This window comes from Bacillus sp. HMSC036E02 (genome assembly GCF_001836235.1).
In the GTDB taxonomy this organism is placed as follows: domain Bacteria; phylum Bacillota; class Bacilli; order Bacillales; family Bacillaceae_G; genus Bacillus_A; species Bacillus_A cereus.
In genome coordinates, this window is sequence record NZ_KV827816.1 from 563,819 (window position 1) to 576,708 (window position 12,890).

Genomic DNA, 12,890 nt, shown 5'->3' on the forward strand with positions numbered 1-12,890 from the left:
AGTAAGAATAGGTGTAGAATCGGAATTATACAAGGAAATAATAAATTGAAACTTTAACTAGAGGGGTTTCTATCACTTATAGAAACCCTTTTTAAACAATATAGCGTTTCTCCTTAATAAGAACAATAAAAAAACGTCTCATACGAAATGAGACGTTTTTTTACGCTAATAGCTGGATAACCAGCTTATTCACAAGTGATCCGTCTGTTTTACCTTTTACTTTCGGCATAACAGCAGTCATCACCTTACCCATATCTGCTTTAGAAGTCGCACCAACTTCAGAAATAACTTGCTTGATTACATCAACTAGTTCTTCTTCAGTTAATTGCTCTGGCAAATATGCGCTTAAAATCTGAATTTCACTTTGCAGTTTATTAACAAGGTCTTCACGACCAGCTTTTTTAAATTCAAGGAGGGAGTCCTTATACTGTTTTACTTCACGAGCTAAAACTGTTATTTCCTCTTCTTCAGTAAGAGTATGTTGCAGTTTAATACCTTCATTTTGTAAAGCAGCCTTAACCATACGAATAACGGTTAATTTTTCTTTTTGTTTATTCTTCATCGCTTGTTTCATATCATCGTTTAAACGACCGAGAAGACTCATAACTTACACCCTCTCTTAGAATTTACGCTTTCTTGCCGCTTCAGATTTCTTCTTACGTTTTACACTTGGTTTTTCATAAAACTCGCGCTTTCTTGCTTCAGCAAGTGTACCAGTTTTAGAAACCGATCTTTTAAAACGGCGAAGTGCATCCTCCAAAGACTCGTTTTTACGAACGACTGTTTTTGACATTCTCTTTCCCTCCCTCCGAAACATCACACTTACATACTAACTTCAGCATGCAAAAAGAAACACTTCTTCAGCATGTCTTTTACGATTATAATACATTTTATCACTTCAGGTCAACTATTTGGCAGAATAAAAGAAGAATAGAAGCATTTCCTTTTCAAAAGTTATGCAAATAGCTAGTATCCTTTACTGATGAAGACAACTATATTTTTATCATTTCATCTTTTTTCATACAGGGATGCATGAAACGCCTCCCCACCTTATAGTACTTAACCGCTTCAAACAAAGAAAGCATGCAAACCGTTTCCGGTTGCACGCTCTTTTTATGCGCTAGCTGATTCTTTTTTTACATCATCTTCAAGAACACGAACAAATTGCGCTTCGTTATATGGATAACCAGCTTTCGTAATTTTCACTTTCACTAGCTTACCAATTAATTCTTCTGATCCTTCAAATACAATTTTCAAGTAGTTATCTGTATAACCTACATATAAGCCTTCACGGTCGCCCTCTTTAAATTGCTCTTCCGGAATGATTTCAAGCACTTCACCTTCAAACGCTGATGCGTACTCTTTCGCTAATTGATTAGATAGCTCAATTAAACGATGAACACGATCGTTCTTCACATCTTCAGGAACTTGATCTTCCATGCGTGCTGCAGGTGTTCCTGTACGTTTTGAGTAAGGGAACACATGTAACTCAGAGAAGCGGTTCTCTTTAATGAAATTGTATGTTTCCATGAATTCTTCTTCTGTTTCACCTGGGAAACCAACGATTACGTCAGATGTAATCGCAAGGCCTGGTAACGCTTCTTTCAAACGATCTAAACGCTCTTGGAAGAACTCCATCGTATATTTACGACGCATACGTTTTAATACAGTATTAGAACCAGATTGCAACGGAATATGCAAGTGGCGTACAACTACTTCAGATTTATCTAACACTTCAATTACTTCATCTGAAATTTGACTCGCTTCAATAGAAGAAATACGAAGACGTTTTAATCCGTCTACTTCCGCTTCCATATCACGAAGTAATCCAGCTAAGTTATAATCTTTTATGTCTTCGCCGTATCCACCTGTATGAATACCCGTTAATACGATTTCTTTATAGCCTGCATCCACTAATTGTTGTGCTTGTTTAATAACTTCTTTTCCATCACGAGAACGCATTAAACCACGCGCCCAAGGAATGATACAGAATGTACAGAAGTTATTGCAACCCTCTTGTATTTTTAAAGACGCACGTGTACGATCCGTGAAATAAGGTACATCAAGTTCTTCGTACACACGTGTTTTCATAATATTACGGACAGCATTAATTGGTTGACGCTCTTTACGGAATTCTTCGATGTAACCTAACATCTTTTCACGATCCTGTGTACCAACTACAATATCTACACCCGGAATCGCCATAATTTCAGCTGGAGATGTTTGTGCATAACATCCCGTTACGCAAATAACTGCATCTGGATTTTGACGCACAGCACGTCTGATTACTTGACGGCTTTTTTTGTCCCCAGTATTCGTTACTGTACATGTGTTAATAACATATACATCAGCTTTCTTTTCATATTCTGTTCTTTCATAACCACCTTGTTTAAACAATTGCCAAATGGCTTCTGTTTCATAGTGGTTTACTTTACAACCTAACGTATGGAACGCAACAGTTGACATTGATCATCACCCCATCAATTCAAAATGATACGAAGCAGCACTTAACGCGTATAACGGCGCCGTTTCTGTTCTTAAAATTCTTGGTCCTAAACTACATGGTACAAATTTATGTTCACGAAGCGCTGTAATCTCTTCCTCAGCTAAACCGCCTTCTGGGCCAAATACAATCAATAGCTTTTGACCTGGTTTCATTGTCGTTAAAGCTTTCGCAAAATTAGATTTCTCACCTTGTTTTGCTTCCTCTTCGTAAGCAACAAGACAAACATCATACTCACCACTCATTGAAAGCAATTGCTTAAATGATGCCGGAGCATGTACTTCTGGAATTTCACTTCTATGTGATTGTTCCGCAGCTTCTTTCACAATTTTTCTTAAACGCTCAACTTTTTTATCAGCTTTTTTCGCATCCCATTTTACGATAGAGCGAGATGCTTGAAATGGTAAGAATGCAGCTGCCCCAAGCTCAGTTCCTTTTTGAAAAATTAACTCTAGCTTGTCTCCTTTTGGCAGTCCACTTGCAATCGTCACGAAAACAGGAAGTTCACTTGACGCCTCTACCCATTCTACAATAGCCGTATTAATAAATTCACTGGTAATTTCATCAATTGAACATACTGCTGTTTTTCCGTTTACACAGCAATAAATATGATCACCAGCTGACATACGCATCACTCTTGCGATATGATGTACGTCATCACCTACAATGCGAATACTTGTCTCATTTACATATTTCTCTTCTACAAAATAACGTTGCATATAATCACCTTAGTAGAGTTTCGTTCCTTTCGTAAGTCAACACTTACGAAAAGAACGAAACGTTATCATTTTTCATATAACAAACGGCAAGTCTCTCACCTTATAGTGAGAGACTCCCCTTTTCATTATAGACTAAAATCTATATTACGCATTTCGTGCAATAATTGCTACCCAATCTTCCATTCGTAACACTTCTTCAATTGTAAATCCAGCTTGTTCTAACGCCTCAGAAATTACTTTTTCCTTCGCAGCAATAATGCCCGATGTAATAAATAATCCACCTGACTTCACAACTCTTGCTGCATCTTCAGGGAATAATAGAATAATTTCTGCTAATAAGTTAGCTACGATTAAATCAACAGGACCTTCAATGCCTTCTAAAAGACTATTTTGTCCAACAGACACGATATCATCTGTTTTATTTAAACGTACATTCATTTCTGCACTTTCAACCGCAACCGGATCTAAATCATATGCTTGAACAGAAGACGCACCTAATTTTGCAGCCGCAATACTAAGTACACCAGAACCTGTTCCTACATCAATAATAGTGTCACCTGGTTGTACTGTTTTTTCTAAAGCACGGATACACATCGTTGTTGTTGGATGAGTTCCTGTACCAAACGCCATACCCGGGTCTAATTCAATGATTTTTTCATCAGGAGAAGATGGTGTATATTCTTCCCAAGTCGGTACGATTGTGAATGTATCAGAAATTTGTACTGGATGGTAATATTTTTTCCAAGCAGTAGCCCAATCTTCTTCATTGACTTCGTTAACGGTAATATTTCCAGTACCAATTTCGATGTCGTAAGATGGAAGCACATCAATAGATGATTTTACACCTGCAATCGTTTCATGTAAAGAATCCGTTTGCGGGAAATACGCTTTTATTAATACACCTTCCGCCGGATATTCATCTGGGTTCAATGCATAAATTTCACCATATTGTTGCTCGCGCTCTTTCGTTAACTCCGCTGGATCCTCAATCGCAACTCCACTAGCACCAGCTTCATGTAAAATATGAGAGACAGCTTCTACTGCTTCTTCTGTTGTATGAATACTAATTTCTGACCATTTCACAATTTACCAACTCCATTTTTTATTTCCATTATTCCCCTTTGAAAGCACGTTTAAGCTTTCCGAATAAACTATCATCCTGCTCTTCTTGTCCTGCAAATTCACGTAATAAATCTTTTTGCTGCGAAGTCAATTTCGTCGGTACAACAACACGAACGACTACATATTGATCTCCTTGGCCGTATCCACGTACGTTCGGAGCACCTTTTCCTTTTAAGCGGAATTCTGTTCCAGTTTGTGTTCCTGCTGGAATTTTCAGCTTCACTTTACCATGAACAGTAGGAACTTCCACTTCATCACCAAGCGCCATTTGCGCAAATGTTAATGGCATTTCGCAAATAATGTGATCTCCTTCACGCTCGAAGAATTCATGATTTCTTACATGAACGACAACATATAAGTCTCCTGCTGGTCCGCCATTTACGCCGGCTTCACCTTTTCCAGACACACGAATTTGTTGACCATTATCGATACCCGCTGGAATTTTAACATTGATTTTTTTACGTTTACGAACTTTACCTGAACCGTGACATGTCGTACATTTTTCTTTAATAATTTGTCCAGTTCCTGAACAATGACCACAAGCTTGACGATTTACGATACGACCAAACGGTGTGTTTTGTTCTACACTCACTTGACCAGAGCCTGAACAATGTTTACATGTTTCTTTTGAAGTTCCTGGTTTTGCTCCACTACCTTTACAAGTATCACATGGATCTTCTACTGGAATTTCCACATTTAATTCCTTACCAAAAATAGCTTCTTCAAAATCTAAAGTGACTTGATATTGTAAGTCAGCACCTTGGCGCGGAGCATTTGGATCACGACGTCTGCCGCCGCCACCGCCAAAGAAAGAACTAAATATATCTTCAAAACCGAAGCCACCGCCGAAGTCTCCTCCGCCGCCAAATCCACCGAATCCTTGATTTGCACCAGCATGACCAAATTGATCGTACTGTGCACGCTTTTGATCATCACTTAACACTTCGTATGCTTCTTGTACTTCTTTAAACTTTTCAATCGCATTTTCTTCTTTGCTTACGTCTGGATGGTATTTTTTAGCCAAACGACGATACGCTTTTTTAATTTCATCTGTTGAAGCGCCCTTGCTAAGTCCAAGGACCTCATAATAGTCTCGTTTACTCATAAATTTACAACCCCCGAATCTTTCACATAAACGTAATTTTAACACCGAAAGAAAGTGCTTTGCAACAAAGTTTCCTCACTTACAGTATGCAAAGCGAAAAACTTAAGATCCTCACACATCGCTTCTCATTCGTGAAAAAAGCCAAAGTCAAGGCACGCTTGACTTTGACTTTTTGTCATCTTACTTATTATGTTTACAGTTGAATTACTTGTCTTCTTTTACTTCTTCAAACTCAGCGTCAACTACATTGTCTTTCTTTGCGCCAGCATCTTGTGCACCTTGCGCACCTTCTGCTTGACCAGCAGCTGCTTGAGCCTGCTCGTATAATTTAACAGTTAATTGTTGTACGATTTCTTGTAAGGCATCTTTTTTCGCACGAATTTCTTCAAGCTCGTTTTTCTCAATTGCAGCTTGTAATGCTTCTTTCGCTTCTGTTGCTTTTGCAACTTCAGCTGCATCTACTTTACCTTCTAAATCTTTTACAACTTTGTCTGTTTGGAATACAAGTTGGTCAGCTTCGTTACGAAGTTCAACTTCTTCCTTACGTTTTTGGTCAGCGTCAGCATTTGCTTCCGCTTCTTGTACCATACGTTCTACTTCTTCATCAGAAAGACCTGAAGAAGATTGGATTGTAATAGCTTGCTCTTTGCTTGTTCCTAAGTCTTTCGCACGTACGTTAACGATACCGTTCGCATCAATATCGAATGTTACTTCGATTTGTGGAATACCACGTGGTGCTGGTGGAAGGTCAGTTAATTGGAAACGACCTAACGTTTTGTTGTCAGCCGACATTGGACGCTCACCTTGTAATACGTGAATGTCTACTGCTGGTTGATTATCAGCAGCTGTCGAGAATACTTGTGACTTACTTGTTGGAATTGTAGTGTTACGCTCGATTAATTTCGTGAACACGCCACCCATAGTTTCAATACCTAAAGAAAGTGGAGTTACGTCTAATAATAGAACGCCTTCTACATCACCAGTAAGTACGCCACCTTGAACTGCAGCACCTAATGCTACAACTTCATCAGGGTTTACACCTTTATATGGCTCTTTACCAGTTTCACGTTTAATAGCTTCTTGTACAGCTGGGATACGAGTAGATCCACCAACAAGAATAACTTTATCTAATTCGCTTGGAGCAAAACCAGCGTCTTTTAATGCACGACGAGTTGGCTCTAATGTTCTTTCAACAAGACCTGCTGAAAGCTCTTCGAATTTCGCTCTTGTTAACGTTAATTCTAAGTGTAATGGACCAGCAGCTCCAGCACTAATGAATGGTAATGAAATTTGAGTTTGTGTTACACCAGAAAGATCTTTTTTCGCTTTTTCAGCTGCATCTTTCAAGCGTTGAAGCGCCATTTTATCTTGGCTTAAATCAATGTTATTTTCTTTTTTGAACTCAGCTACTAAGTGATCGATAATAACTTGGTCAAAGTCATCGCCACCAAGACGGTTGTCACCAGCAGTTGAAATAACTTCGAATGTACCGTCTGCTAACTCAAGGATAGATACGTCAAATGTACCGCCACCTAAGTCATATACTAAGATTTTTTGTTCTTCGTCTTGTTTTTCTAAACCGTAAGCAAGTGCTGCTGCTGTTGGCTCGTTAATGATACGCTCAACTTCTAAACCAGCGATACGACCAGCATCTTTCGTTGCTTGACGCTCTGCATCGTTGAAGTATGCAGGTACTGTAATAACAGCTTTCGTTACTGTTTCACCTAAGTATGCTTCAGCAGAAGCTTTTAAGTTTTGTAAAATGATTGCAGAAATTTCTTGAGGTGTATACTCTTTACCTTCAACTTCTACTTTGTAGTCTGTACCCATATGACGTTTAACAGACATGATTGTATTTGGGTTTGTAATTGCTTGGCGCTTTGCAACTTCCCCAACTTGACGTTCTTCATTTTTGAAAGCTACAACAGAAGGTGTTGTACGGTTTCCTTCTGGATTTGGGATAACCTTTGGTTCTCCACCTTCCATAACAGCTACACAAGAGTTTGTTGTACCTAAGTCAATACCGATAATTTTACTCATGGCGAATCCTCCTAGTTTTATGTAAATTATTGATTTACTTTTACCATTGATGGGCGAATCACACGGTCTTTTAGTTTATAACCTTTTTGGAATTCTTCCACAACCGCGTTTGATTCAAATTCACTATCTTCCACTTGCATAATAGCTTGGTGTTCATTAGGATCAAACTGTTTACCAACAGCTTCAATCACTTCCACACCTTCTTTAGTCAGCGCTTCTAACAATTGACGATGCACCATTTCCATACCTTGTAACAAGGATTTCGTTTGCTCATCAGTCGCTTCCACTTGCATTGCTCTTTCAAAATTATCAAGAGCTGGCAAGATGTCTGAAACTAGACTTTGTGCTCTATATTTTTCAGCAGCCTGTTTATCCATTTGGACACGGCGCTTATAATTTTCAAAATCAGCTTGTAGACGTAATGTGCGACCTTCCGTTTCCGTTAGTTTCGCTTGTAGCTCATCTACTTTTTCTTGTAAAAGAGCAGCCTCACTTTTTTCTTCTACAGTTTCTTCACTGTTTTCTGGCGTGACAGCTTCTTCAACTTGCGCTTCTTTTACTTCTTCTACCACTTGTTCGTTACGCTCTTCCACAATATTCACCTCCTTAAAAGGTATTAGGTATCATGCATAGCATGATTACCTAAGCATTATATATTACACACAGCAATGAAAATTTCATCACTTGAGCGAATGTATTACTCTCATTTACTTTTTAAGTCCATCAGTAAATTGTCTCGTAAATAACTGTAACAAACTAATTACACGAGAATATTGCATTCTCGTAGGACCTAAAATAGCAATTGTTCCAAGTTGCTCTTCGCCGATCGAATATGTTGCAGAAATTAAACTACAATCCTCCATAGCCGTCGAAGAGTTTTCCCTACCAATTTTCACTTGAATCCCGACTTGTTTATGACGCAAAATGTCATAAAATTCGGCTTCATTATCAATCATGGTAAGTAAAGATCTAACCTTTTGAATGTCATGGAACTCTGGCTGCGAAAGCATATTTGCTTTTCCTCCAAAGTATATCTTTTCCGATAACGGAACTTGAAATGTACCATCCAACATTTTTATTGCACTATCGTAATTATGAACATACCCACGTAAAACTGTAACAATCTCCTTAAAGATTTTATTATGAAGTTCTTCCATCGGTACGCCAGATAGCTTTTCATTTAAAATATTAACCATTTTTTCTAAATCTGATAAATCAACAGATTCCGGAACGGTAATCGTTTTACTTTGTACATGCCCTGTATCGGTTACAATAATAGCGACAGCAGTTTGACGATCAAGCGGCACAATTTGTACATTTTTAAGTTTATTTGTACTTAACTTCGGTCCAAGAACAATGGCCGTATAATTCGTAAGTTCTGATAAAATTTGAGCAGATTGTTGTGCAATTTTTTCCGCTTCAAAAATTCTTTCAGCAAATAAATCTTTAATTTGTACAATTTCAGCGTTCGGTAAGTTTTGCGGCGCTAAAAGATGGTCTACATAAAATCGGTAGCCTTTCTCAGAAGGAACACGTCCAGAAGAACTGTGCGTTTTTTCAATAAAACCTAATTCTTCTAAGTCCGCCATTTCATTTCGAATAGTAGCTGAACTAAATGTAATTTCATCTTTTTTAGCCAACGTTCTAGACCCAACGGGCTGCGCTGATCCAATAAAGTCATCAATAATTGTTTGTAAAATTAAGAGCTGACGTTCCGTAAGCATCTCATCATCACCTCTGTTAGCACTCTTTGTCTTTGAGTGCTAAATCTATTAATAACTTACCAAAATTGACATTCAATTGTCAACGGAAACGTCACGAAATAATGAAACTTTTTCACGCCTATGGAACATTTAATTAGTCAATCAAAAATGATTGGAATACTTCATTCCCTAATAATTTTCCTTTTCGCGTTAAACGCACATGTCCATCTTCCTCTTCAAGCAATCCCTGCTCTTGGTTGCTTTGTAACTGCTTCGCGAAAACTTGATCCATCTCTACATTAAATTTATTGCGGAACGCCGTTTTAGAAACACCTTTTGTTTTTCGAAGCCCTAAGAACAGCTCTTCTTCCATTCTTTCTTTCTCCGTCACTTTGTGAACATCTAAATACGGAAATCCTGTTTCATCAATTTTATTAAAATATTGCTTCAGCGGACCTACATTTTGAATACGTTCCCCGTTCACATAACTATGAGCTCCAGCTCCAAATCCATAATACTCTTCATTATTCCAGTATGTGAGATTATGTCTACTTTTATTGTCACCTTTTGAGAAATTACTAATTTCATACTGGTTATAACCGTGTTTCTCCATTTCATCCATTACTATTTCATACATTTTCGCTTCATGGTCTTCACCCGGAAGACGCAATTTCCCTTTGTTCATTAAGTTATAAAACACTGTTTTAGGTTCCACAATTAATGAGTATGCAGAGAAATGTTGTACACCAAGCGTAAAAGCAATATCTAATGTTTCTTTTACATCTTCTATCGTCTGTCCTGGCAAAGCATAAATAATATCTACATTAATATTTTTAAATCCTACTTCCTGTGCTTCTCGAATCGCGAGGAATGCATCTTCCCTCGTATGCTTGCGCCCGATTTTCTCAAGCAGTTCATCACGGAACGTTTGCACACCAAAACTAATTCGATTCACTCCACCTTCTAGCAGTACATTCAACTTCTCTTTCGGCAGATCTCCTGGATTCGCTTCAAATGTTAATTCACAATTTGGGGCGAACGGACGCAAATGACGATTAATAATCTCGAGTAATTTTTTTGTCTGTTCCATATTTAACGCTGTCGGAGTTCCCCCGCCCACAAAAATCGTTTTTATACTATCAAACGGAACTTTTTGAACCGTATTTATTATTTCCTTCTCTAAATAATCTAAATATTGATCAACCGGTTGGCGTTCAATAAACACTTTATTAAAATCACAATAGTGACAAATGTGCTGACAAAACGGAATATGAATATATGCAGCTTGTACCAAATATAACTCCTACCTTTCTAAAAAGAAAACCTCCGCACTCCGGAGGGTTCTCTACTTCTCTAACGTATTACGAATTTGTTCCATTCGCATTTTCCCCCAATCATACATCATTTCAACGATCGGTAAAAGCGACATGCCTAGTTCCGTCATATAATACTCAACGCGAGGAGGAATTTCGGGATATACTGTCCGATCAACAATTCCATCTTCCATTAACTCTTTTAATTGGTTCGACAAAACTTTATGAGAAATGCTTGGGAATAACCGTTGTAATTCACTGAAACGATGTGGTCCTTCCACACCAAGGTGCCACAGTATCACAACTTTCCACTTTCCACTAATAATAGAAAGCGTCAATTCCTTTTCACAATTAAAATTACCATTTTGTATTTTATCTTGAATATCTTTTCGAATATTTTCGGACATTAACAATCTCCTAACTCTATATGAACTAAAAAGCTCTCTCATTATTGTAAATGAGAGCTGCTCAGATGTCTAAAAAGTAATTATACAGAAAAAAGAAGCCGCACAAACGACTTCTTTTTTATTTCAAATATTAGTTGTCATCCATTTTCAGTACAGCCATAAATGCCTCTTGCGGTACTTCTACAGAACCAACAGACTTCATACGTTTTTTACCTTCTTTTTGCTTATCAAGAAGTTTACGCTTACGAGAAATGTCACCGCCGTAACATTTTGCAAGTACGTTTTTACGCATCGCTTTAATTGTAGAACGTGCTACAACTTTATTTCCGATAGTCGCCTGAATTGGCACTTCAAATTGTTGTCTCGGAATTAATTCTTTTAATTTCTCTACGATTACTTTACCACGGTCATACGCTGAATCACGGTGTACGATAAATGATAAAGCATCCACTTGTTCATTATTTAAAAGAATATCCATTTTCACAAGTTTAGATGGTTTATAGCCAATTAACTCGTAGTCAAACGATGCATACCCTTTCGTATTTGATTTCAATTGATCGAAGAAGTCATATACGATTTCTGATAACGGGATTTCATATGTTAATGTAACACGCGTTTCATCTAAATATTGCATATCAATAAACGTTCCACGTTTACCTTGGCAAATCTCCATTACAGCTCCAACATAGTCATTCGGAACCATAATTGAAGCCTTCACAAACGGCTCTTCTACACGATCGATAGACTGTGGATCTGGCATATTAGATGGGTTATCAACAATAACATCTTCACCGTTAGTTAAATAAACTTTATAAATAACGCTTGGCGCTGTTGTAATTAAGTCAATCTTAAATTCACGTTCAATACGTTCTTGAATGATTTCCATGTGAAGAAGCCCTAAGAAACCACAACGGAAACCAAATCCTAGCGCTTGAGATGTTTCTGGTTCAAACTCAAGAGCAGAATCGTTTAACTCTAATTTTTCTAATGCATCACGTAAATCGTTATAACGAGCAGAGTCAATTGGATACAGACCACAGAATACCATCGGGTTTAACTTACGGTAACCTGCTAACGGCTCTGCAGCTGGACGTTTCGCATGTGTAATCGTATCACCAACACGTGTGTCACCAACATTTTTAATCGATGCTGCTAAGAAACCTACATCACCTACTGTTAACTCGTCACGTTGCGTAGTTTTCGGTGTAAATACACCTACTTCTGTTACTTCAAATTCTTTACCCGTTGCCATCATACGTACTTTATCGCCAACTTTTACTGTTCCATTTACAACACGGATATAAGCAATTACACCGCGGTACGGATCATATAAAGAGTCGAAAATCATACATTGTAATGGCTCTTCTGAATCACCCGACGGAGCTGGTACTTTTTCAACAATTTGTTCTAAAATTTCTTCAATACCAATTCCAGCTTTCGCAGAAGCAAGTACCGCTTCTGATGCATCTAAACCAATTACATCTTCTACCTCTTGACGTACACGTTCTGGATCCGCACTTGGTAAGTCGATTTTATTAATAACTGGTAAAATTTCCAAATTGTTATCAAGCGCTAAGTATACGTTTGCTAACGTTTGCGCTTCAATACCTTGCGCTGCATCTACTACAAGAATCGCGCCTTCACAAGCCGCTAAACTACGAGATACTTCGTACGTAAAGTCGACATGTCCTGGTGTATCAATTAAATGAAGAATATACTCTTCACCATCTTTTGCTTTATAGTTTAATTGTACTGCGTTTAATTTGATTGTAATACCACGCTCACGCTCTAAATCCATAGAGTCAAGCAACTGAGCTTTCATTTCGCGTTGTGTTAACGCGTTTGTTTTCTCTAAAATACGGTCTGCTAACGTTGATTTTCCGTGGTCAATATGAGCAATAATAGAGAAATTACGAATTTTGGACTGTCTTTTTGCTCTTTCTTCTTTATTCATCTATGTTCTCAACTCCTAATAGTC

General features: G+C 37.9%; 12 protein-coding genes. All 12 read right to left on the reverse strand.

Features of this window, described 5'->3' with window-relative positions:
- Positions 1-160 precede the first annotated feature (160 nt).
- The 12 genes from HMPREF2590_RS07385 to lepA all read right to left on the reverse strand — a co-directional run bounded on the left by HMPREF2590_RS07385 (position 161) and on the right by lepA (position 12,866).
- Positions 161-604 carry a GatB/YqeY domain-containing protein gene (locus HMPREF2590_RS07385; RefSeq protein ID WP_000054562.1) on the reverse strand — a complete coding sequence of 148 codons (444 nt, stop codon included), beginning with the start codon at positions 602-604 and terminating at the stop codon, positions 161-163.
- A gap of 15 nt (positions 605-619) precedes the next feature.
- Positions 620-793 (reverse strand): 30S ribosomal protein S21, encoded by a 174-nt coding sequence (rpsU, locus tag HMPREF2590_RS07390; protein WP_000048061.1) that lies wholly within the window; start codon positions 791-793, stop codon positions 620-622.
- Positions 794-1,113: 320 nt separating this feature from the next.
- Positions 1,114-2,466, reverse strand: a complete 1,353-nt coding sequence (gene mtaB, locus HMPREF2590_RS07395) for a tRNA (N(6)-L-threonylcarbamoyladenosine(37)-C(2))-methylthiotransferase MtaB (protein ID WP_000108676.1) — start codon at positions 2,464-2,466, stop codon at positions 1,114-1,116.
- 6 nt (positions 2,467-2,472) lie between these two features.
- Positions 2,473-3,222: a 16S rRNA (uracil(1498)-N(3))-methyltransferase gene (locus HMPREF2590_RS07400; RefSeq protein ID WP_001190159.1), complete on the reverse strand. Its 750-nt coding sequence runs from the start codon at positions 3,220-3,222 to the stop codon at positions 2,473-2,475.
- Between the two features lie 144 nt (positions 3,223-3,366).
- Positions 3,367-4,305: a 50S ribosomal protein L11 methyltransferase gene (gene prmA, locus HMPREF2590_RS07405; protein WP_000872103.1), complete on the reverse strand. Its 939-nt coding sequence runs from the start codon at positions 4,303-4,305 to the stop codon at positions 3,367-3,369.
- A 28-nt stretch (positions 4,306-4,333) separates the two neighbouring features.
- Positions 4,334-5,449, reverse strand: coding sequence for a chaperone protein DnaJ (gene dnaJ, locus HMPREF2590_RS07410; RefSeq protein WP_000043947.1), 1,116 nt, complete (start codon positions 5,447-5,449; stop codon positions 4,334-4,336).
- Positions 5,450-5,653: 204 nt separating this feature from the next.
- The gene (dnaK, locus tag HMPREF2590_RS07415; protein ID WP_000034706.1) at positions 5,654-7,489 is read right to left on the reverse strand and encodes a chaperone protein DnaK; all 1,836 of its coding nucleotides are present in this window, start codon (positions 7,487-7,489) and stop codon (positions 5,654-5,656) included.
- A gap of 26 nt (positions 7,490-7,515) precedes the next feature.
- A complete protein-coding gene (gene grpE / locus HMPREF2590_RS07420; RefSeq protein WP_000392711.1) occupies positions 7,516-8,082 on the reverse strand; it encodes a nucleotide exchange factor GrpE in 567 nt (188 codons plus the stop codon).
- Between the two features lie 114 nt (positions 8,083-8,196).
- Positions 8,197-9,213, reverse strand: coding sequence for a heat-inducible transcriptional repressor HrcA (hrcA, locus tag HMPREF2590_RS07425; protein ID WP_000954941.1), 1,017 nt, complete (start codon positions 9,211-9,213; stop codon positions 8,197-8,199).
- Between the two features lie 133 nt (positions 9,214-9,346).
- The gene (gene hemW, locus HMPREF2590_RS07430) at positions 9,347-10,486 is read right to left on the reverse strand and encodes a radical SAM family heme chaperone HemW (RefSeq protein WP_000249427.1); all 1,140 of its coding nucleotides are present in this window, start codon (positions 10,484-10,486) and stop codon (positions 9,347-9,349) included.
- Positions 10,487-10,537: 51 nt separating this feature from the next.
- Positions 10,538-10,912 carry a winged helix-turn-helix transcriptional regulator gene (locus HMPREF2590_RS07435; protein WP_001293539.1) on the reverse strand — a complete coding sequence of 125 codons (375 nt, stop codon included), beginning with the start codon at positions 10,910-10,912 and terminating at the stop codon, positions 10,538-10,540.
- A gap of 130 nt (positions 10,913-11,042) precedes the next feature.
- A complete protein-coding gene (lepA, locus tag HMPREF2590_RS07440; RefSeq protein ID WP_001030951.1) occupies positions 11,043-12,866 on the reverse strand; it encodes an elongation factor 4 in 1,824 nt (607 codons plus the stop codon).
- Positions 12,867-12,890 lie beyond the last annotated feature (24 nt).